The 20,861-nt window shown below is 59.2% G+C and carries 14 protein-coding genes and 4 pseudogenes; 12 read left to right on the top strand and 6 right to left on the bottom strand.

Annotated features, from left to right (window positions below; genetic code table 11):
• Positions 1-177: 177 nt before the first annotated feature.
• Positions 178-936, bottom strand: a complete 759-nt coding sequence (locus tag ACVIYL_RS00090; RefSeq protein ID WP_456777334.1) for an SDR family NAD(P)-dependent oxidoreductase — start codon at positions 934-936, stop codon at positions 178-180.
• A gap of 198 nt (positions 937-1,134) precedes the next feature.
• On the opposite strand from ACVIYL_RS00090, the gene ACVIYL_RS00085 reads away from it, so the two are divergent.
• Both ACVIYL_RS00085 and ACVIYL_RS00080 read left to right on the top strand, forming a co-directional pair.
• Positions 1,135-2,859, top strand: coding sequence for a thiamine pyrophosphate-binding protein (locus ACVIYL_RS00085; RefSeq protein ID WP_456777333.1), 1,725 nt, complete (start codon positions 1,135-1,137; stop codon positions 2,857-2,859).
• Between the two features lie 71 nt (positions 2,860-2,930).
• Positions 2,931-3,785, top strand: a complete 855-nt coding sequence (locus ACVIYL_RS00080; RefSeq protein WP_456777332.1) for a GntR family transcriptional regulator — start codon at positions 2,931-2,933, stop codon at positions 3,783-3,785.
• Between the two features lie 31 nt (positions 3,786-3,816).
• Here ACVIYL_RS00080 and ACVIYL_RS00075 read toward each other — a convergent pair.
• Together ACVIYL_RS00075 and ACVIYL_RS00070 are read right to left on the bottom strand one after the other, a co-directional pair.
• Positions 3,817-4,169: pseudogene (locus ACVIYL_RS00075) on the bottom strand (IS66 family transposase); the annotation flags it as partial.
• A gap of 394 nt (positions 4,170-4,563) precedes the next feature.
• A pseudogene (locus tag ACVIYL_RS00070) lies at positions 4,564-6,065 on the bottom strand (CoA-acylating methylmalonate-semialdehyde dehydrogenase).
• 104 nt (positions 6,066-6,169) lie between these two features.
• Here ACVIYL_RS00070 and ACVIYL_RS00065 point away from each other — a divergent pair.
• A complete protein-coding gene (locus ACVIYL_RS00065) occupies positions 6,170-7,057 on the top strand; it encodes a LysR family transcriptional regulator (protein ID WP_456781746.1) in 888 nt (295 codons plus the stop codon).
• A gap of 58 nt (positions 7,058-7,115) precedes the next feature.
• On the top strand, positions 7,116-7,376 hold the full coding sequence (locus ACVIYL_RS00060; RefSeq protein ID WP_456777331.1) for a hypothetical protein: 261 nt from the start codon (positions 7,116-7,118) through the stop codon (positions 7,374-7,376).
• A 173-nt stretch (positions 7,377-7,549) separates the two neighbouring features.
• Here ACVIYL_RS00060 and ACVIYL_RS00055 read toward each other — a convergent pair.
• Positions 7,550-9,041 (bottom strand): annotated as a pseudogene (locus ACVIYL_RS00055) (NAD-dependent succinate-semialdehyde dehydrogenase).
• 222 nt (positions 9,042-9,263) lie between these two features.
• On the opposite strand from ACVIYL_RS00055, the gene ACVIYL_RS00050 reads away from it, so the two are divergent.
• From ACVIYL_RS00050 to ACVIYL_RS00030, 5 genes are all read left to right on the top strand, one after another.
• Positions 9,264-9,704 (top strand): hypothetical protein, encoded by a 441-nt coding sequence (locus ACVIYL_RS00050; RefSeq protein ID WP_456777330.1) that lies wholly within the window; start codon positions 9,264-9,266, stop codon positions 9,702-9,704.
• A gap of 1,756 nt (positions 9,705-11,460) precedes the next feature.
• On the top strand, positions 11,461-12,234 hold the full coding sequence (locus tag ACVIYL_RS00045) for a hypothetical protein (RefSeq protein ID WP_456777329.1): 774 nt from the start codon (positions 11,461-11,463) through the stop codon (positions 12,232-12,234).
• A gap of 283 nt (positions 12,235-12,517) precedes the next feature.
• The gene (locus ACVIYL_RS00040; protein ID WP_456777328.1) at positions 12,518-13,342 is read left to right on the top strand and encodes an enoyl-CoA hydratase-related protein; all 825 of its coding nucleotides are present in this window, start codon (positions 12,518-12,520) and stop codon (positions 13,340-13,342) included.
• Positions 13,343-13,719: 377 nt separating this feature from the next.
• Positions 13,720-14,916, top strand: a complete 1,197-nt coding sequence (locus ACVIYL_RS00035; protein WP_456777327.1) for an ABC transporter substrate-binding protein — start codon at positions 13,720-13,722, stop codon at positions 14,914-14,916.
• A gap of 197 nt (positions 14,917-15,113) precedes the next feature.
• Entirely contained in the window at positions 15,114-15,551 is a 438-nt protein-coding gene (locus ACVIYL_RS00030) for a M24 family metallopeptidase (protein ID WP_456777326.1), read from the top strand.
• Here the strand turns inward: ACVIYL_RS00030 and tnpC are convergent.
• Together tnpC and tnpB are read right to left on the bottom strand one after the other, a co-directional pair.
• Positions 15,526-17,118 carry an IS66 family transposase gene (gene tnpC, locus ACVIYL_RS00025; RefSeq protein ID WP_253604517.1) on the bottom strand — a complete coding sequence of 531 codons (1,593 nt, stop codon included), beginning with the start codon at positions 17,116-17,118 and terminating at the stop codon, positions 15,526-15,528. The genes ACVIYL_RS00030 and tnpC overlap by 26 nt on opposite strands.
• 74 nt (positions 17,119-17,192) lie before the next feature.
• Positions 17,193-17,423, bottom strand: a pseudogene (tnpB, locus tag ACVIYL_RS00020) (IS66 family insertion sequence element accessory protein TnpB); the annotation flags it as partial.
• 180 nt (positions 17,424-17,603) lie between these two features.
• Here tnpB and ACVIYL_RS00015 point away from each other — a divergent pair.
• The 3 genes from ACVIYL_RS00015 to ACVIYL_RS00005 are packed head-to-tail and all read left to right on the top strand — an operon-like array spanning position 17,604 to position 20,775.
• Positions 17,604-18,842, top strand: coding sequence for a tyrosine-type recombinase/integrase (locus ACVIYL_RS00015; RefSeq protein WP_456777325.1), 1,239 nt, complete (start codon positions 17,604-17,606; stop codon positions 18,840-18,842).
• Positions 18,839-19,771, top strand: a complete 933-nt coding sequence (locus tag ACVIYL_RS00010) for a tyrosine-type recombinase/integrase (protein WP_456777324.1) — start codon at positions 18,839-18,841, stop codon at positions 19,769-19,771. The genes ACVIYL_RS00015 and ACVIYL_RS00010 overlap by 4 nt, the downstream gene beginning before the upstream one ends.
• Positions 19,768-20,775 carry a tyrosine-type recombinase/integrase gene (locus tag ACVIYL_RS00005; RefSeq protein ID WP_456777323.1) on the top strand — a complete coding sequence of 336 codons (1,008 nt, stop codon included), beginning with the start codon at positions 19,768-19,770 and terminating at the stop codon, positions 20,773-20,775. Before ACVIYL_RS00010 ends, ACVIYL_RS00005 begins: the two co-directional genes overlap by 4 nt.
• The last annotated feature ends 86 nt before the right edge of the window (positions 20,776-20,861 follow it).

Genomic DNA, 20,861 nt, shown 5'->3' with positions numbered 1-20,861 from the left:
TGAAATTGATCCGCGGTGTGAATAGCAATCTTGTCAGATGGCAAAGCGATTTTTTGTGACTTGCGTAGACACGATTTGGACCCGGCACGATTGCTCTAAGGGTACATGTTAAGAAAGGCTGCAGAGACGGTACGGCCGATGATTTCGCACAGTTCAGGGTCCCCAATCACGCCTTGGCTATAGCGTCAGACCGCCATCTATGACGATGGTCTGGCCTGTGATCATGGGTGCTCCAAATCCGAGATAGACGATCGTTTCGGCGATATCCTCAGGAACACATCTGCGCCGCAGGGGAGTACGCTCGATAGAGCTTTGCCTTTGCGCCTCGGTCCACTCGATCTGCCAGGTGCTGTCGACGGCGCCGGGGGCCACCGCGTTAATCCGGATCTCTGGAGCGAGACCTTGAGCAAGATGGCGTGTGATGGCGATTATACCGGCCTTGCTTGCAGCATAGGCCAAACTAGATCCTCTCGAGGTCAATGCTGAGACCGAGGCCAAGCTTACGACCGCACCTTTTGACCTTCGCAAGGAGGGGGCAGCCGCGCGCGTGCATCGGAAAAGTCCGATGAGGTTCGTGTCCAACACCGCCGACCACAGCTCGTCAGTAATGAGGTCGAGCTCGGACGACGAAATGGACTTTCGCGCTCCGGGCGTGCCAGCGTTGTTAACGAGAAGGTCGAGCCCCCCCATCGTGTCGACGGCGGCGTTTACGAGTTCAACCTCTTTCCCATCCCCTATGGCGCCAGCGACGCCGAATACGTCGTAACCATCGGCGCGGAGCTTTTTAACCTCCTCAGGCCCCCTTGGATCGTCGGGGAGGTGATTTAGCGCAACGGAGCATCCCGACTCCGCCAGCCGTTTCAGCGTCGCCAAGCCGATGCCTGACGCCGCACCGGTGACGAGCGCTTTTTTTCCTGACAGTTCATAACGGATCATAGTCTCTCCTTCGTTGCTTTCTCTCAAAGTGAGCTCGCCGGCGGCCCCAAGGACTCGCAGGTGGGAATGAAGCCGCATTGACCAGACTTTTTATATCATATAAAAAGTTCGCGCAACCGCGAGATGTCTCGCGCCGTGCGACCAACTTGGTCCAGGCTGGATGCCGCGCTGCGCTTAAACGAACAAAGAGATGGGAAGATGAACGATTCAAAGTTGTCCAAGGCAAGCTCTGCCATCGAGCCAGCCCGCCGCATGACCGGCGGGCGCTTCATTGCAGAAACCATCAAGGCAAAGGGTATCTCTCACGTCTTCTTCATGGATGCCGTTCTGCGGCGGGCGCTCACCGAGATGGAAGATCTCGGGATCAAGCGGATTCTCGGGCACTCCGAAAAGGGAATCGCGTACATGGCAGACGGCTATGCGCGCGCATTGCGTCGCCCTGCTGTCTGCATGGCGCAGTCGGTCGGAGCGGCCAATCTTGCCGCGGCTCTCCAGGAGTCATGGTTCGCTTATGCGCCCGTCGTCGCGCTGACGGGGCGTCACGCAGCCAACTACCAGTACCGAAACGCATATCAGGAGCTTCCGCACGAGCCGCTTTATGCCTCCGTCACGAAGTTCAGAGGTCGAGTGGATGAAGTGGCGCAATTGCCCCATCTCTTGCGTCAAGCATTTAGAGAGGCAACCACTGGCGCCTCACGCCCTGTTCACCTCGACATCACCGGCTATACAGGCGACATAGTTGGCGCTGCCGAATTTACCGCTAGCATCTATCCTGAAGAGACTTTCGCGAAGGTGCCGGCTTTCCGCCCCTCCCCAGATGCCGAATCGATCAGCCGTGCTGCGGCCGCGATCGCGGGCTCGGAGCGCCCGGTGATTCTCGCGGGCGCCGGCTTGATGATTTCGAGCGCCGAAGGGGCGTTGAAGACGTTCGTCGAGCACCATGGAATTCCCGTCGTGATGTCGCTTGACGCCAAGCACGCTCTTCCGGAGTTTCATCCGCAAAATGGTGGCGTGGCCGGGACGTACTCGCGATCCTGTGCAAATAGGATCCTGCACGATGCGGACCTTGTCATGTACGTTGGCAGCGACACGAGCGACATGATCACTAACCACTGGAAGCTGCCGCGGCCCGAGACGCAAATTGTACAGATCGATATCGATCCGGCGGAGCTTGGTCGCAACTTCCCCGAAGCGATCGGTGTCCATGCTGACCCGAAGGCGGCTCTCGAGCGCCTTGCCTCCGAACTGCCGTCCCGAGTACGCGCAGGATGGCTGCGCAAAGTCACGGACTACGTCGCCGAATGGCGGGCCGAAGCGGAGATCGCGCGCTCCTCTGAGGCGACGCCGATCAGGCCGGAGCGTCTTTGCCGGGAGATCTCGGACTGGCTCCCGAAAGATGCAATGCTGGTAGCCGATACCGGCTATGCATCGCACTGGAGCGGGACGCTCGTCTATCTCACCGATCCAGCTCAGGGCTACCTGCGGGCCGCCGGCTCATTGGGTTGGGCTTTTCCCGCTTCGCTCGGTGTTCAATGTGCGATGCCGGATCGCCCCGTCGTCTGCTTAACTGGCGATGGCGGCTTTATGTATCATCTTCCCGAGCTGGAGACGGCGAGGCGATATGGCCTGAACGTGATCACGATCGTGAATAACAATCATTGCCTTGGACAGGGCAGAAGAAACATCGACATTGCCTACGAAGGAAGAAAGGGCAACAAAGAGGAGATCTTTGCGTATCGAGACACGGATTTCGCTCAGATCGCGCGCGATTTCGACTGTTTCGGTGTGCGGGTCGAAAAGCCCGGCGATCTGGCCAAGGCATTCGACGATGCGCGTCGGTCCGGTAAGCCCGCAGTCATCGACGTGGTAACGGAGTTTGAGGCGCTCGCTCCCTTGCCGTGGAGCCCGCCATCCGGAAGTTAGGCGGGTACTCGCCTGGCCCAGACATAGCTTAAAGGGGTCCTCGTGGCCCCTTTAGCCTTTTGTGGCTCCCTATGGCCGTGATACATGGATTTGCCTTCGAGCAGGTCGATCAGAAGTCGGCAGTCGAGACGGGGAACGAACACAAAATGAGAAAGGCAGGATCTCAACGCGCGGAGCCATCTGCTTCCTCATCCAGCCTCCCCATGCCTTCCGCACTTGATTGGCTACACGTCGGACGTGATAACTTACACGCGCGCGCATATTTGATGCTTCGCAAAGCTCTTATGGCTGGTCGCTTTCGGCCGGGCCAGCGGCTTCTTCTGAAACCGTTGGCCGAGGAGCTTGGCGTTAGTGTCACTCCTGTGAGGGAGGCGCTTTTGCGGCTAGCTTCTGAGCGCGGCCTTGTTCCCCATCAGTCCCGCACGATGATGGTTCCAGTGCTGAGCCTGGCCCGTTTCAGGGAAATTCGTGATATTCGAATCGAGTTGGAAGGTCGTGCCGCGGAAGCTGCTGCGAACAACATCTCGTCGAGCGAGATCATCCTGTTGGAAAAGATGCAAGAGCAACTGATGCTTGCAAGGCGGCAGCGCGACGTGCAGACCGTCCTCGCAATCAACGAAGAATTTCACTTCAGGATCTATCGATCGTCAGACTTGCCTGTGGTCTGCGGATTGATTGAAAACCTGTGGGTTCAGATCGGTCCGCTCCTCACGCTTAATGATTTCAGTGCATCCACAACGGCGAAGGATCATCCACACCGATCGATCTTGGCGAGCCTAGCGGCAAAGGACGGTGCGGGCACACGCCTAGCTCTCGCAAACGACATACTCTGGGCCAGCAAATACCTTGAGAAGGCAGTTATCGGTCTGAATCAGCCCGCTGAAGACAAGAAGAAAAAGAGAAGTTCGCCTCGGCAGCATCGATGAGCTGCTGGCGTAATCATTGTCGGGCCGGAATCGCCGTGTCGAAACTGTGTAAAGTGGGATCAAGCATTGCCTCAAACCACTGGCGAGGTTGCAGCCATAGCTGGGGCATGCGCTTATCTACCGCCGCGGCGCTCGGCATCAGATCAGCCTGGAAAGGCTTTCTGGACCGCATAGACCTTGGCGATGCCCACGAGCGCCTCACGGGCGCCGGAGCTGGTGCCGGTGAAGCGTCGCGTTCGATCCTCACGAACTGGCGCGGTAGACGCGACGATCAGAACACGAGCGTCCCCGACAAGGCGTCCGCACGGTCTTTCGGGTCATGGTGTTGTGAGCTGAATAGCCGTCTCAGTGGATCATGCCGCGATAGTTCTCCAAGGTTTGAAGGCGCTGCCCTCAAAGCCGCTTCTAAGGCGGGGGACATGAGGGTGAGAAATCTCTCTGTCAGCGAGTTCACGGCAGAGCACGATGAGATGTTGGCGTAGGTCACGCCGCTGGTGAATGTGGGCAAAATCAAGTGCCGCGACGACATTCGCGACGGTCGGAGAAAATTTCAGTCGCTTTCGCCGAAATGCTGCTTGGCGACGATTTCGGCAAGATGCTAGTGCAGGTGCGTCCGACTGCACGCTTCGTGAGGCGCACGGAAAAGACATCTCACGCTCATGCGGGACAGCAGCCTGATCCGGTCAAGCCTTGTCGCACCGGAGTCGTGTACGCGGCACACACCATGCTACGCCGCGCTTGAGGGTGTCCGCAGCCAATTGCTGGTCTTCGGAAGAAATTATCCCATCGTTGGCATTACGAATTCGGCTCCGGCCCGAATACCTGTTGGCCACCTGGTCGTGATTGTCTTCAACCTGGTATAGAAGCGAATGCCTTCTGGACCATGCATGTGGTGGTCGCCGAACAGGGATGCCTTCCAACCGCCGAACGAATGGAATGCCATCGGCACCGGAATTGGTACATTGATGCCAACCATGCCAACTTGAATTTGATATGCGAACTCCCGCGCCGCGTCGCCGTCCCTGGTGAATATGGCTGTGCCGTTGCCAAATTCATGTCTGTTGATCATTTTGACTGCATCATCGTAGGAATTCGCGCGCGCGACCGCTAGAACCGGGCCGAAGATCTCTTCCCTATAAATCTTCATGTCTGTCGTAACGCGGTCGAACAGTGTGCCTCCGATAAAATAGCCGTTCTCATAACCCTGACGCCTGAAGTCGCGTCCATCGGCCACCAGTTCCGCCCCCTCCGCCACGGCCGTGTCGATGTAGGCGCGAACCTTGTCGAGATGCTGTTTGGTCACCAAGGGCCCCATCTCGGCTTCGGGATCGGTTCCGGGACCAATGTTCAACGCGCGCACCCTCGGAGCCAGTTTTTGGATCAGGCGTTCGGCAGTCGTGTCGCCGATCGGGACTGCAACTGAAATCGCCATGCAGCGCTCGCCGGCAGAGCCGTAGGCGGCACCCACAAGGGCATCCACCACCTGATCCATGTCGGCGTCCGGCATGACGATCATATGGTTCTTGGCGCCGCCGAGTGCCTGGCACCGCTTGCGATGCCGGGACGCGGTTTCGTAAACGTAGCGCGCGACGGGGGTCGAGCCGACGAAGCTCACTGCCGCAACATCAGGATGCGTGAGAAGCCCGTCAACTGCTTCCTTGTCACCCTGCACGACGTTGAATACGCCGGGGGGCAGGCCTGCTTCCTCGAGCCATTTTGCCAGGACAAGAGATGCAGACGGATCGCGCTCGGATGGCTTGAGAATGAAGGTATTGCCGCAGGCGAGCGCAACGGGGAACATCCACATCGGGACCATCGCCGGAAAATTGAATGGCGTGATGCCAGCCACAACACCTAGTGGTTGCCGGATCGAATGGCTATCAACGCGCGTGCCGACGTTCTCCGTGATCTCGCCCTTCAAAAGCTGCGGCGCGCCTGTAGCGAACTCCACGACCTCTATTCCGCGTTGAACCTCACCCTTGGCATCCGAGAGCACCTTTCCGTGCTCGTCTGTAATTACACGAGCGAGTTCATCAATGCGCTCTGCAAGAATGCGCAAGAAGCGGTTGAGAATGCGCGCTCGCCGGAGCGGGGGCGTAGCGGCCCAACCCGGGAAGGCACTCTGGGCGGCAGCCACAGCAGCTCTCACCTCATTCGTCGACGCGCCAGGCCGAGCGTTCCCGATTGTTGGCCAGTTGCTGGGTTGAACACCAGCGAAGTCCTGCCACTCCTGCTTTGCACTAGTTCGCCATTGATGAAGTTCGGAATCGTCGCGGACACGGCGGTGCACCTCTGTAAAATCCTTGATCGCAAGTCATAATGAGCGCATGAATTTAGGCATCAACCACCGAATTCGCGGCTCCGTTTTGCAGAAAGTGTCGTCCATGGACTGGGAGAGGGTCCGAATTTTCCTGGAAGTCGCGCGGGCCGGTCAATTTCTAAAGGCGGCAAAGCACTTGCGGCTGAACCATGCGACCGTGGCGCGCCAGGTCACGGCGTTGGAAAAGAGTCTCACTGTCAAGCTCCTTGAGCGTCATACATCCGGCTGCGTATTGACAGCGGCAGGCAAAGTCCTTTTGGCAGCAGCCGAACGCGCCGAAAGCGAATTTCTGAAAGCGGGCGGCGACATTGGGGGCGGCACTGAAGCGATCACTGGCACCGTACGCGTGGGTGCACCTGATGGACTTGGGAACTATTTTCTGGCTGATCAGCTCGGGGCGCTCGCCGCCAGAAATCCGGGACTTGTCATTCAGCTCGTGCCGCTTCCACGCACCTTTTCCTTGTCGCGGCGAGAGGCTGATATCGCCGTTACTCTCGACCGGCCGAAGCAGGGACGATTAATCCTGTCCAAACTGACCGATTACACGCTCAGCGTCTATGCAGCCGAAAGTTATCTGTTGCATGAAGGCAAGATCGAAAAGAAGTCTGACCTGACGGGTCGCCTTTTCGTCACTCATGTCGAGGACTTCGCATATAGTCGAGCGCTCGATTACGCTTCGGACCTTGGGTCTCTGATGTCACGCCGATACGAGTGTGGAAGTGTGGTTGCCCAGATAGAAGCCGTGCGAAACGGTCATGGCGTCGGCATTTTGCACGACTACGCCGCCCGTCGTTATCCGGAGTTGCGGCGTCTGCTTCCTGATGTGCGCTTCGTACGGAGTTACTGGCTAACCTCGCATCCCGACACTCACGAAACACGGCGTGTCCAGGAAATTCATCGATTCATAGTCGCGTCAGTGAAAGCGGTTAGAACCAGCTTCGAGTCGAACTGAGTGGATCATGCGAAGTGCGGGACGCCGAACTCTACCGGGCGCGCCGGCGAGAGTTCCAATGATTCAGGCCTCAATTGATCCAACGGGAGGTAGTGGCGGCGAGATAGACGGCAGCCGGGAAGTTTCCGGCAAGTTGTCGTTGCGAGTTGCGACACTCAATTTTGAGCCGGCAGAAACGACGTTCGATCACATTGTGCCCTTTGTAGGCGAGTTTGTTGAAACTGTGGAGGGTCAGCTGCTGCATTTCTGGATAATGGGCTTCGCGGCGCGACCGAAAGCTATCGCCGTCATGGCCTTTGCTCCCAATGACGGCAGATAGTGCGAGTTTCAGAGGCCGCCCCTGCGGCAACACCGCCATCTTGGCCCGGAGTGATGGCCATAGCTGAGCCATCCGGGTCGAGTGGATCGACGGGCCTGGCATAATGGCGATGCAATGGCAGGAGGCGCAAACGTGACCGTTGCGAGTCGGGCTCCACGCCGCCAGACGCAGCGTCAAAGCCCCGCCATCATCACGTATTTGATCTCCACATATTCTTCCATTCCGTGGCGGGAGCCTTCGCGGCCCAGGCCGCTTTCCTTGATGCCGCCAAACGGCGCGACTTCGGTCGTGATCAGGCCGGTGTTGACGCCAACCATGCCGGATTCCAGAGCTTCCGCCACACGCCAGACGCGACCGAGATCGCGGGAGTAAAAGTAGGAGGCGAGCCCGAAGGGCGAGCTGTTGCACATTCCGATGACGTCGGCCTCATCCTTGAAGCGGATCACCGGCACTAGCGGGCCGAATGTCTCCTCCTGTCCGACCAAGGAATCCGACGTGACATTGGCGAGCACGGTCGGTTCAAAGAACGAGCGGCCGAGCGCATGGCGCTTGCCGCCGGTCACGATCTTGGCGCCGCGCTTCACCGCGTCCGCGATATGGCGCTCGATCTTGTCGATCGCCCCCATGTTGATCAGCGGGCCCTGTGTAACGCCTGCGTCAGAGCCGTCGCCGATCTTCATCGCCTCGACGTTCTTGGACAGCTTCTGCACGAACTGGTCGTAAATCCCGGCCTGGACGTAGAGCCGGTTCGCGCAGACGCAGGTCTGGCCCATGTTGCGGTATTTTGAGACCAGGGCGCCTTCCACCGCAGCATCGATGTCGGCGTCGTCGAACACCACGAAGGGCGCGTTGCCGCCAAGCTCGAGGCCGAGCTTCTTCACGCCGACGGAGGCCTGGCGATAGAGACCTTTTCCGACCTCGGTGGACCCTGTGAAACCGACGAAGCGCACGGCCGGGTGCTCGCACAAGACCTTGCCGATCGACCGCGAATCCCCGGTAATGATGTTGAACACACCTTTGGTACCCCCGCTCTCTCGGCGAGCGCGGCAAGCGCGAGCGCGGAGAGGGGCGTTTCGCTAGCCGGCTTCAGCACCACAGTGCAGCCGGCGGCGAGCGCCGGTGAGACTTTTCGTGTGATCATCGAGGTCGGGAAGTTCCAGGGCGTGATGGCGCCGCACACGCCAATTGGCTGCTTTATCGCAGCAGCCTTGCATCCGCGCGCGGCGAGGGCATCGTCTCGCCATAGACGCGGCGCGCCTCTTCAGCAAAGAACTCGACATAGGCCCCGCCGATCTCCACTTCGCCTAGCGCTTCGGAGAGCGGCTTGCCCTGCTCAGAGGTTAGGATCAGCGCGAGATCCTCCCGATTGGCCACAATCAGCTCGTACCATCCACGCAGGAGGTTAGAGCGTTGCTTGGCTGTAAGCTTGGCCCATGTAGGAAAAGCCCGTTCAGCTGCCTCCACCGCCCTTGTGCAATCATCTGCTGAGAGGTACGGCACTTTGGCGAGCTCGATGCCGGTCGCAGGATTGTTCACTGCAAAGCGAGGTGAGCCGATCCAAGCGCCATCAATGTAGCAGGCCTCACGCAGAAGCGAGGAGTCCTTGAGACGCTCGCGCAGGCGCGACGTGCCTTGCCTGCCTTGTGCGATAGCGGTCGCGGTCATCGCGTTACTCCAAAAAAACGGGCTGTTGAATCCGAGGCGATCCGACCTCCCTTGTTAGTGGAAAAAAGCTCGCGCGAGATACCGCGCGAGCCAAGTCAGGGAGGAAACGCCCCGAAGGGCACAGAGAGAACCCCAGCAAGTAAATGGACTCACCGGCGCTCCGATCTCGCACGAAACGTCGTCAACTCGTGCAAGCAGGCATCGCATACTCATTTCTCAAGGATGGTTGTCGGCATTCTCCACGATATTCTGCAGTTTTTGCGCGCAAATGTCCTTGCACTCGCAGCAACCGCGAATCTGAAGGGCAATGCGAGTTGTTCGAACTTGGGCGCCGTTGGCGACGCCATCGGTGGAAGAGCCCAAGGGGATCGGGATTCTGCCAATCAGCGTCGGGTTGACGTTGCTCGGCTTCCAAAGCTCTCATCCGATTCCGTGCAGCTCGACGCGTTCGCGCGAACTCTCATCTGTTCGGCGGATCAAAGCCAGAGAATCTGCGTCGAGGCGGCCGCATCTTCACAAGAGGCTTCCGAGAATGGGCGCATGTCGCGCACAGACAAACTGGCGGCGGCAATTGCCGAAGTCGGCTGGCAGGTCGAGAAGGTACCCAACATGGCGCAACTAGCCGTCCGCAAGGCGAAAAACTCAGCGATAACGTGTGGCTAATCTCGCGGCCGCGGCGGAGCATATTGAGGACGTGATCCAGTGGATTGCGGCTATCGCGCGGCGGACCAATCTACTCGCGCTGAGCGCGACGATCGAGGCGGCAGAGGCTCCGCCATCGAGGCGCAGGAAGATTCGGCCGGCAGAGTGTAGCCGCGGATTATCGCCGGGGCCGGCGCTCGGCTGCTATAATGGCTGCTTGCAATCAATTGCGCTACGAGCATTCATGCCACGAGTGAATATACGGATTGGAGTGGCACTTCCCTTATCTAGCGGCCACTTGAGATTACGAGTGCGTCGTGACGTGCAAAGACGTGGCCATCGAACTGCTCATGCAATCTGCTACCCGCGTCATCTCGGTCGGCTTTCAAGCAACGAATGTAATGGTTCTTTGGCGAGGGCACGGGCAAGATTTGCTCACAACTTATGCTCATCGCCGACATACGCCATCCACATGGCTTCTTGCATCGCCCGGCTATAGTCGCTTGATGAACCGTAATGGACCCTTTGTTCATAGTGCTTCTCTTCCTTGTCAACCGGTTTGCATTCCAGAAACAATGCATCCAGACTCGAAAGCGCCAGAGGCGCGTCCCGTGTTAGGTCGAAGACCAGATTGGTTTCTTGTTTGGATGCGCGCCGCCATCAAGATTAGTCACCTCCGCGCCACGCCGCCCAAGCGCAGGGTTGCGACCAGCGCGCCGGCGACGCGAAGTGACTTGGCGTTCGAGATGTCGAAAATGAGATCAGGAAATTCCGGATTGTCTGCGTGGCCGCGCCAAGTTCTCAAACTGCTTGATTGACGCGACATATTGGTCGTGAAGCCACAGGTATTTCGTAGTACGCCCGCATCGGTCTTGCCCGGGGCCGCTCTTGAGTTTCCAGCCGAGTCTCGCAGATAAAGCGGATAGCGTCCCTTCCCGTCCGAAGGTTGCAGTCGTCGACCATGCCCTTTGCATGAGTCCCATCGGGAACACTCGTGAAATGCGCGGGCATGCTCTCAGCTGAATCTGTGGGACATCCGCGCAAGGCGTTCGTGGCCTGCTAGGAGCTCGGTTGAGCAGCTCGCTCGATAGATCAAGTTTGTAGGTGCCGTAACTTGACGAATTGGGAAACTCCACGTCCTCGACCGAGATGGGGCATATCGAGTTCGACACCCTAGCCCGCCAAGTCGCGGCGCAGGCCGACACGAGGGGTAAAGTTCCGGACCTCCGGTCTCGTAATCCAACTGTATGATCCGCCGTCTCTGTGTAGCAGGCGAGTGTTGTGCCGCGAATCCTCGAAACATGACACGCAAGAGCGTGGCGGCTGCGAGGTTCGCGGCTCGGGTTCGAAATTCGTACGCAGGTCACTCCATTTTGCAGGATTTCTGCAAAGTTCGTCGCCTCATCTTAGCATCCATATCCTGATCGGTGTGGTAGATCTTGCTACAGAAGCTCAGATAGCCGTCGGGATCGTCTCCTGCGGACACGAGTGTCGCCGCATATAGAGGGGAAAATGGAATCGGATGATGCCCAGAACGCGGAGTGCATGCCGGCGCCTTGGTTCGCCATCTCGCCGGACTGCCCGGTTTCTCAAGCGACCTTGTGGTGAATACGTTTCGCTAATGAAGGCTCGGCTTGCGGGCGCGTGATGTGCTGAAGGAACCGGGTACTCCATCCCAATGAATAGCTGGCGGCTCCCCCGAGGTAGTGAAATCCACACCGAGAGTGTGAAGGTGGCGCCTCGAAGATGCCGATTGAGCCTAGATAGGAGAATGACGATGACTAAAGCGCTCCATTTCAAGAGCGAAGATATGGTATTTTCGAAAATGCATAGCGATGGTGGCGGCCAGGCGTCCTACTGTCAGTTGGTCGGTCCTGAAAACAGCAGGACGATCGATGCGGGAATCGCTATCTACGACGATTGTTCCATCGAGCGGACAACTAACTACGATGAGGCGGCCGTCGTACTTAGTGGCACTTATCGAATCCTCACTGGACAAGACTATAGCCGTGTCATTGAAGCTAAATTTGGTGACGTGATTTGGCTGACCAAGGGGACCCGGCTGAAGTACCAGGGGAACAAAGCAAAGGTGTTTTACGCGAGATACCCGGTTGATTGGCGTACGCGAAGCGAGTCGATGGAGGGCGTAAAGCCACTCACTGAGGTCTATCATTTCCGAAGTACGGATATGATGTATTCGCAAATTCAAATCTATGCTGGCGGATTTGCTTCTACCTGCAGCCTAGTCACTCCAGAAATCAGTAAGACCATTGCTGCCACAATCGCTACCTACAACGACGCCTCCGCCGATTGGACAACTGAATATGACCAAGTCTCGATTTGTCTCGGCGGGATGCTGCGCATTCGCGCAGGTGAGAACTACAGTCGTACGATCGAAGCGAAATTCGGTGATGTCGTATGGCTTCCTAAAAATACTTCGCTGAAGTATGAAGGCGATAAAGGAATCATGTTTTTCGTTCCATATCCGGTGGACTGGCGCGTTCGCAGCCAGCCAAATAGGCCGAAGCCGTGGCCCGCATCGGTCCGCTAATGCGCGCGACGACAGCATGAGCTCTTCGATGCTGGTTCGACGTAACCGGGTGGGGGAGCCGAGGCTGCGACCCGCGTTGGATAAAACGCCGGTCGAACTGATGGTCATGCGGTTCCCTGCGATGCTGCGCCGGCATCGGAGCGGTACTGAGCGGAAGACAAACTCGCATTGCCTTCTGCAGCAGCGGCCTCGACTGGTTCTCTTTATCGAATAACTTGCGCAAAGCCGTCCTGCACTGGACGACCCACCATGCACCAGCAAGATAGACGGGAGTAAGATCCGCATGTCGCAGCAACTGCAAATCGATACGGGAACAGGAGAGCTGTTGGCCGAAATCCGCGACCAGGTGGCCGTCATAACGCTCAATCGACCGGAGGTTCGGAACGCATTGTCGAGCCGTTTGAGCGGGGCATTGGGGAACTTGATCAAACGCTGCGGCGAAGATTCGCAAATCCGCGCGATCCTTATCACAGGCGCGGGAGCAGCCTTCTGCGCGGGCGGGGATGTAAATGGGATGAGCCAAACTTCGGCTGCGGGTGAATTAACTTTCGATCAGCGCGTTTCCGATTTGCGGTTCAATCAGCGAGCCGTGTGGGGTGCGCTGGCCGGCCTAAGGAAGCCTACTGTCGCGGCCATTCCGGGGCCTGCCGCTGGGGCAGGCCTCGCGCTCGCGCTCGCTTGCGACATCCGCGTTGCCGCACAATCAGCTATTTTGATCACCGCTTACGCACGCGTGGGGCTGTCGGGCGATTGTGGCATGGCCTGGCTCCTCACGCGACTAGTTGGAGTCTCCCGCGCGCGCGAACTGATGTTCTTGTCAGAGCGGGTTGATGCACGTCGCGCGGAATCGCTTGGCCTTGTCAACCAAAGCGTACCCGATGCTGAATTGCAGGAAAAGGCGTTCGCGCTAGCGGCCAGCCTTGCTAGAGGGCCTACATTTGCATTTGGTTGCATCAAGAACAACCTTGACCACGCGGTGAATGCCGAGTTCCTCGAATCGATGGATTACGAGGCCGAAAACTTGATCCGGACGGAACTAAGCCTCGATCACAAGGAGGGCGTCCGCGCGTTCACTGAGAAGCGCAATCCTGCTTTTGAGGGACATTAAGCAGTAAATCGATCGCATTGCGTTAAGTGATGGGTGGCGGCTCGCACGAGCCTAGCTCCGCCCCCCTCGATTGCGAGTCCGTACGTCTCGCAATTGCCGAAAATTCCAGGTTGCGCTGAAAATAACTCCTTCCACGAAGCTGGCGGGGAGGCGGCATTTGAAAGGGCAGCGCGATCGCTGGCCTTTTGCGCCGTTGGTCGCTGCTGAAGGAGGATCTTGCGCCTAAGATCGGCTGAAGTGGCTGGTGTCTCGCAGAAATCGAGCGCCGCAAGCTGAGATTAAGCTCTAAAACTCTGTGGCGGGTCTGTAGCCTTGACCCTGCGGTCCGTCTGGATGTGCATCATCGTGGATTTCAGCTGATCGAGAAGGGGTCACCAATGAAGCGCTCAAATCTGTCTGGCATTATTCGGAGCAGGAAATCAATTGAGCTCGGCAAAAGGCTGCAGGCCCCGAGTGGACAGCTTCAACAATCGGGCATGAACCGCCGAACTCTCCTGCAGTTTGCCGCTGCCGCGATGAGCGTACCCGCGATCGCGCGGTCGACTACCGCATTCGCGAAGGACAAACTTGCCGGCAGTGGAGAGGTCGTCGTGTTCTCGTATGGAGGGACCTATACGAAAGCGTTGCGCAAGGCCGTCTTCGAGCCATTCACGCAGGCAACGGGAATCTCCGTGGTTGACGTGGTGGCCGACTTCGCCGAACCCCAAGTCAGGGCCATGAACGAAGCTGGACGCGTCGACTGGGACGTGGCCATGATCGACGCACAGAATTATCCGGCCATGGATCAGGCTGGCATGTTTCTGCCCATCGATTACGGTCTGTGGGACGATGAAGCACTGGAGGGTACATCGCAGGATGCTCGAATCAAAGACGCGGTGGTCGCATTCCGATCTGTAACAATGATAGCGTATGACCAGCGCGCATTTCAGAAGGGCGGACCAAAAAACTGGGAAGAGTTCTGGGATGTCAAGAATTTCTCGGGACCGCGTGGCCTTGGCCCCGTCGCGAGGCATAACCTCGTGTTCGCGCTCCAAGCTGATGGCGTTGCGAAATCAGATCTTTGGCCGCTGACGGACGACAAGATCGAAAGAGCTTTCAAGAAGCTTGACGAGATCAAGTCGCAAATACCGAAATGGTGGGTCGCGGGAGGCGAGCCGGTCACCCTCCTCATGAACCGCGAATACGCGGCAACGAGCTGCCCAGATGGTCGCGCTATCGGGGCAATTCGCCAAGCCGCTCCTCTGCGTATTGTATGGGATGGCGGGAACTTAAACTACATCTACTGGACCGTGCTGAAAGGTGGCCCCAATAGCTCGAACGCGCAAAAATTGATAGCGTTTGTCAATCGAGCGGAGATCGCCGCGGCCTACACAATGGGCGTCGGCTATCCAGGCCCGAATACGAACCAGCTTAAATATTTGCCGTCTGATCTTGTCCCTAACCTCAGCATCTTCGAGGAAAATGCATCGAAGCTCGTGCTTCAGGATAATGCTTGGCTCGTCGCCAAACGTCCCGACGGAAAGATGAACATCGATTACATCCAGGAGCGGTGGCTGGCTTGGCGATCATCATAGTCGTCACCAGCTAAACGCCGGGCTGAGAGCTTAGCAACCGCCGAAAGGGGTAGCCTTGGCTGCAGTGCTTAGAGGGCAGAGTTTCTTACCGCCGGGCCCGCATTGAATTGTCAGGTTCGTGGACGAGTTCTCGGTTGTCGATGAGGGGGCTGTCTCTCCCAAAGTGCACTTTGCGATCAAAACGCCGGAAGGCCATCATGCGTGCCGCCGACGCCATACGGCCTGGTGTGCGGGAAGCTGACTTGATCGCCGAAATCATGGGAGCGCTGGCCCACGGTGCCAACAATAAGCCCGGCACGACGAGATTTCCTAACGTCACCTTGTGCTCCTCTCCTCGGACCGGCGCTCCACACATTTGGTGGAGCGAAGACGTCTTTCGCCAGGGTTCGCAGATCAACCTCGAGCTTGGCGAGGTGCGACATAGGTATTGCGCAGGGATCATGCGCACGTTTGCGATCGGCGCACCCTCAGAGCGTTTGCGTCGGGTCCACGAGGCCAAGATGGAAGGCCTTGAGGCCGCCCTTGATGTGGTCCGACCCGGATCGACCTGTAGCGATATCGAAAACGCATTCAATCGTACCATCGCAAGTAAGCGGCAAGCTGAGGCCGTCAGGCTGCGTGGTTCCATGGCATAAGCGCGTCGATTTGGCTGCTCGGCCAGCCGTTGGCGATACGCTGAAGTGTTAAGGCGAGCCAGGCGAACGGATCGACGTTGTTCATTTTCGCCGTCTGCAGCAGCGTTGCGATGGTCGCCCAGGTTCGTCCGCCGCCGTCGCTGCCAGCGAAGAGGCTATTCTTTCTCGTGATTGTTAGTGGCCTGATGGCGCGTTCGACGACGTTGGAGTCGAGCTCGATGCGACCATCGGTCAGGAAGCGTTCGAAGATGGCACGCCGCGAGACGGCATAGCGGATCGCCTCAGCCAGTTTTGATTTGCCGGAGATCCGCCGCAAGGTCTGCTGCCAGAGATCGAAGAGATCTGCGACGATCGCCGCGGAGGCTTGCCGGCGCGCGGCAACGCGAGCGTCGGGGCTTTGACCGCGCACGGTCTTCTCGACCTGCCAGAGCCTTGCCATCCGCTCGACCGTCGCCGTTGCCACTTCCGAGCTCCCTGCAACATGCAGCTCGTAGAACTTGCGTCTGCAGTGTGACCAGCAGCCAGCCAATGTGATGCCATCATTGCCGCGATCGGATCGCGCGAGCTTGTTATAGGCGGCATAGCCATCCACTTGCAGGATGCCGCGATAACCATTGAGATGGCGGACCGCGCATTCGCCGGAGCGGCTGTCTTCGAAGCGATAAGCCACCATCGGGGGACCGCTGCGGCCAAAGGTTCGGTCATCCCGGGCATAGGCCCATAAGTAGGCCGTCTTTGTCGATCCGGAGCCCGGAGCGAGCGTCGGCAAAGTGGTTTCGTCGGCAAAGACCCGTTCGGCCTTCTTGACCTCGCTGAAGATGTAGTCGGCCACGATCTCGAGCTCGAAGCCGAGCTTGCCCATCCATTGCGCCATCAGCTGGCGGTCGAGCTCGACATGATCGCGGGCGTAGATAGCCTCCTGCCGGTAGAGCGGCAGGCCATCGGCATATTTGGCGACGGCTATCTGGGCCAGAAGCGCTTCCGTCGGAATGCCTCCTTCAATGATATGGGCCGGGGCCGGCGCCTGGATGACGCCGTCCGCGTTCTTGAAGGCATACCTGGGACGGCGCGTGACGATCACCCGGAACTTCGCCGGCACCACATCCAGGCGCTCCGACACGTCCTCGCCGATCAGCACCTTCTGCTTGCCGGCATGCTCAGCCAGCTCTTCCGGCTCAATGACGGTTTCGATCCGTTCCAGATGGGGCGCAAAGCCCTTGCGCCGACGCGGTGCACGCTTGCCATCCGCCTGCGCACGGCCCTTGCTGACCTGGGCCTTGATCGCGGCGATGCCGGTCTCGATCTCCTCGAAGACGAGGGCCTGCTGTTCATCGTCGCCGTTCGCCGAGCCGAGCTTCTCCGATCGTCGGCCGAACCGGGCGCGGTCGAAGGCCTTCAGGATTTGCGTCAGCCGCTCGATGCGCGCATCGGCATCGGCGTTGCGGGCCTTGAGATCGGCGACTTCGCTCTCCAGAGCATCGGCGCGGGCCGCTTTCTCGGCCATGGCAAGCACCATGGCTTTCAGCGTCTCTACGTCATTCGGGAGGCTGAGATCGGGCGGCGTCATTGACCCGACCAGAGCACATTTTGCCCCGGTTCTCTTGCCCTTTCAGGCCGCTGATTCACTTCGCCGCAGTGCTTTTACCCAACAATCTCCGGCGGCTTGACCGCCGCGGTCCGGACCCGCTTCCAGTCCATCCCATCCACCAGTGCCATCAACTGCGCAGCATTCAGCTGCACCCGATGATGCCCGATCCGCGGCCAGCAGAACCTCGCCTTCTCAAGCCGTTTTAAATAGAGGCACACGCCGGAGCCATCCCACCATACGATCTTTATTCGGTCGGCTCTTTTGGCGCGGAACACATAAAGCGCACCGTCGAACGGTTATGTTGCACGCAACATAACCGTTCTTATGTGTCGGACGAGATTATGTGGCGGAGGCGCTCTAACGCCAGCCCGGGCCGGCCACGGCTGGATTCCTCCGCCACATAATATTTCGTGCCCCTCGTGGCGACGCGGGATCCCCCTGCGCCGTAACGCCGGAGGGGCACAATGCTCGAGTTCTATTTTTCGTACCGCGGGGTGCTTAAACGCCTTCGTGACGGGGCGCTCGGCGCCGAGATGGATCGCATCGCGGGGCACTTTTTCTCGCTCGGTTACAAGCAAGCATCCGCTAAGCTTTATCTGAGCCGGATCGCGCGGTTCGGCCGTTTTGCTGCAGCACATTGCGGTTCACGGCCGATCGGCGAAGCTATCGTCGATAGCTATCTATGCACATTCACCACGGACTCACCACGGATTGCGGCAGTGTCTGCGATCCAACACGCGCGACGGGTGGCGCCCGAACGATTCATTGCTTCGACGCCCATTGTAGTCGATGATCCGGACGCTCCGCTTTTGCGCTCCTTTTCTCACTATCTGAGCAGGGTACGAGGCCTTGAGCCAAGGTCCCGCGATGGCGTTCTCTTGGGCGCACGGCGCTTTCTGGATTGGCTCCACCATCGCCATCCTGGCCAAGACCTCGAGGCGTTGACGGCAGAGCATGTCCTTGCCGCTGTCGAGTATCGGCTGTCGCTCTCGGCGACCTCCGGCACTCGCACGGCGGCGATCTCTCACATCCGAACGTTTCTCCGCTTTCTGCATTGGGGTGGTCACCACGAGCAGGATCTGGCTCCCATCGTTCCAAGAACGCCATATTGGCGACTGGCCCATTTAACGCCCCGGCTTTCGTGGGATGATGTTCGCCGCGCCATCGATGCGATCGGCAAGGTGACGCCGATCGACCTTCGCGATCGAGCTGTTCTGTTGTTGCTCGCCACCACAGGCATTCGCAACGGCGAGCTACGCGCTCTTCAGCTCCGGGATATCGACTGGCGAGCTGGTGAGTTTTTTGTCCGGCGCACCAAGGGCAAGCGTGACCGAGTGGCCCCGCTCATCGAGGAGACCGGCGCCGCGCTCGCCGACTATATCCTGCGGGCTAGACCGAAGGTCGATAGTAAGCATCTGTTCCTGTCCTTCACGCCGCCCGTGGGACCATTCAAGTACGCGTCGTCTGTTTCAAGGATCGTGCGGAGGCGGTTGCAGCATGGTGGGATCGAGCTCGGTCGCGTCGGAGGCGCACATCTCCTGCGCCACAGTCTAGCCACCCAGCTCGTCGGGCGACGAAGGCCGATCAACGAGGTCGCCGATCTTCTAGGGCACCGAAGCATCAACACAACGGCGCTGTACGTGAAGGTCGCGGCCTCGCAGCTCGCTGAGGTCGCGCTCCCCTTTCCGGGAGGCGCCGCATGACTGCCTTCGCCGCATTCCTCGGCGACAAGGTCGAGCGCTACATCGAGCTGCGCCGCTCCCTCGGCTACGCCTTCAACAAGCAAGCCGGCACGCTGCGGGCTTTCGTTCGCTACGTCGAGCAATCTCAGCTGGGTGCGCCCGCCACCCGGACGATGGCGCTGGACTTCGTCCTATCGTTCGGTGGCGCCGCCGACAGCCGCGCGGTCCGTCACGGCGTGCTCCGCCGATTCTACGAGTACCTGGTCCTCTACGCCCCCCAGACCGAGGTCTTGGAGCGCAAAGCTTTCCCGCGGTCCAGGGCGATTCCGCCGCCGCGCATCCTAAGTGAGGCTGAGCTGACGTCGCTTATCGACGCATGCAGCCTCATTTCGCCAGGGAACCCTCTCAGGGGCCGTACGATGGCGACGCTAATCGGATTGTTGGCCAGCACGGGATTACGATCGGGCGAAGCGGTCAGCCTTGATCGCGGCGACGTCGATCTGACCAACGGGATCGTCCTCGTCCGTAAAACCAAGTTCCGTAAAGACCGCCTGATTCCTGTTCACCCAACGACCCAGGCAGCCCTTCGTCGATACGCCCGTGAGCGCGACACCGTGTTTCCCAGGCCCAAAGGCGAGGCCTTCTTCCTCAGCTCGCGAGGCTGCCGTCTGTCGGCGACCGGCCTGCAAAGCAACTTCGCTAAGGTCCGCAAGCTCGCGGGTCTTGACAATGGCAAGCCTCTGCGACCGCACGATCTCCGGCACCGGTTCGCGGTGACCAGGCTCAGGCTGTGGCACCAACAGCGCGCAGACGTCCAAGCGCTGCTGCCCTTACTCGCCACCTACCTCGGCCACGCCAACTATAGCGACACAGCCTACTACCTCACCGGCTCGTCGGATCTCCTCGCCATCGCGGCTGAGCGCGCCTTCCTCGACGGAGGCGCGGCATGAACGAACACCTCCTGCTGGCGCCGCTCCTGGAGTCGTACTTTCGTCGCCGGTTGACCAAGCAGCGCAACGCGACCTCCGCGACCTTAGCCAGCTATCGCGATGCCTTGCGCATGCTGATCCTCTTTGCCGCCGCCCATTTGGGGAAGAAGCCGGCGGCGCTGGCCCTTGAGGATCTCGATCGGGACCTTGTTCTCGCCTTTCTTGACGAGCTTGAGGAGAAGCGGAACAACTCCGTCGCAACGCGCAACGCCCGATTAGCCGCGATCCGATCCTTCTTCCATCACGTCGCTGCCGCCGATCCCGCCTCGTTCGGCGTCGCCCAACGGGTTCTGACGATCCCCACCAAACGGGCCCACATCGAGGTGACGCATCATCTCACCAACGCCGAGGTGGAGGCCATCATCGCAGCCCCTGATCAGACGACGCCCCGCGGCCGGCGCGACCGGGCCTTTCTGCTCTTCTTGGCGAGAACCGGCGCTCGCGTGTCCGAAGCGACTGGCGTCAACGCGAACGACCTTCAGTTGGAGCGAGGACGCCCGCAGGTGCTGCTTCATGGCAAAGGACGCCGAGATCGCGTCGTTCCCATTCCTAAGGATCTGGTGCGATCGCTGACGGACCTATTGAGCGAACGCGGTCTCGCCAATCATGAACCGCGGCCGATCTTCGTCGGGGTTCACAACGAGCGCCTGACGCGTTTCGGCGCGACACACATCGTGCGGCGTGCCGCCTCCCAGGCCGGGTCCACGAGGCCAAGCTTGGAGGGCAAGCCGATATCGCCGCACATCTTCCGGCATTCCCTCGCCATGAAGCTTCTCCGGTCAGGTGTGGACCTCCTGACGATCCAGGCTTGGCTTGGCCATGCTCAGGTCGCCACAACCCACCGATACGCCGCTGCGGATGTCGAGATGATGCGCCGGGGACTTGAGAACGCGGGCGTCTCAGGCGACCGCAGCGCGCGCTTCCGGCCGAACGACACCATCCTGCAGCTGCTGGCCAACATCTGATTATTATGTGGCGGAGAAACCCTGAGTGGCCGGCCCGGGCTGGCGTTAGAGCGCCTCCGCCACATAATCTCGTCCGACACATAAGA

The sequence above is a fragment of the Bradyrhizobium sp. USDA 3315 genome (assembly GCF_054056795.1).
Note: the sequence above shows the minus strand (reverse complement) of the source record. Positions and strands in the feature narration are given on the sequence as shown.

What these genes read in the sequence shown, in the direction of transcription:
- ACVIYL_RS00090 (WP_456777334.1), bottom strand. Translation starts at nt 936, where the DNA reads ATGATCCGTTATGAACTGTCAGGAAAAAAAGCGCTCGTCACCGGTGCG.
- ACVIYL_RS00085 (WP_456777333.1), top strand. Translation starts at nt 1,135, where the DNA reads ATGAACGATTCAAAGTTGTCCAAGGCAAGCTCTGCCATCGAGCCAGCC.
- ACVIYL_RS00080 (WP_456777332.1), top strand. Translation starts at nt 2,931, where the DNA reads ATGGCCGTGATACATGGATTTGCCTTCGAGCAGGTCGATCAGAAGTCG.
- ACVIYL_RS00065 (WP_456781746.1), top strand. Translation starts at nt 6,170, where the DNA reads ATGGACTGGGAGAGGGTCCGAATTTTCCTGGAAGTCGCGCGGGCCGGT.
- ACVIYL_RS00060 (WP_456777331.1), top strand. Translation starts at nt 7,116, where the DNA reads ATGATTCAGGCCTCAATTGATCCAACGGGAGGTAGTGGCGGCGAGATA.
- ACVIYL_RS00050 (WP_456777330.1), top strand. Translation starts at nt 9,264, where the DNA reads ATGGTTGTCGGCATTCTCCACGATATTCTGCAGTTTTTGCGCGCAAAT.
- ACVIYL_RS00045 (WP_456777329.1), top strand. Translation starts at nt 11,461, where the DNA reads ATGACTAAAGCGCTCCATTTCAAGAGCGAAGATATGGTATTTTCGAAA.
- ACVIYL_RS00040 (WP_456777328.1), top strand. Translation starts at nt 12,518, where the DNA reads ATGTCGCAGCAACTGCAAATCGATACGGGAACAGGAGAGCTGTTGGCC.
- ACVIYL_RS00035 (WP_456777327.1), top strand. Translation starts at nt 13,720, where the DNA reads ATGAAGCGCTCAAATCTGTCTGGCATTATTCGGAGCAGGAAATCAATT.
- ACVIYL_RS00030 (WP_456777326.1), top strand. Translation starts at nt 15,114, where the DNA reads ATGCGTGCCGCCGACGCCATACGGCCTGGTGTGCGGGAAGCTGACTTG.
- tnpC (WP_253604517.1), bottom strand. Translation starts at nt 17,118, where the DNA reads ATGACGCCGCCCGATCTCAGCCTCCCGAATGACGTAGAGACGCTGAAA.
- ACVIYL_RS00015 (WP_456777325.1), top strand. Translation starts at nt 17,604, where the DNA reads ATGCTCGAGTTCTATTTTTCGTACCGCGGGGTGCTTAAACGCCTTCGT.
- ACVIYL_RS00010 (WP_456777324.1), top strand. Translation starts at nt 18,839, where the DNA reads ATGACTGCCTTCGCCGCATTCCTCGGCGACAAGGTCGAGCGCTACATC.
- ACVIYL_RS00005 (WP_456777323.1), top strand. Translation starts at nt 19,768, where the DNA reads ATGAACGAACACCTCCTGCTGGCGCCGCTCCTGGAGTCGTACTTTCGT.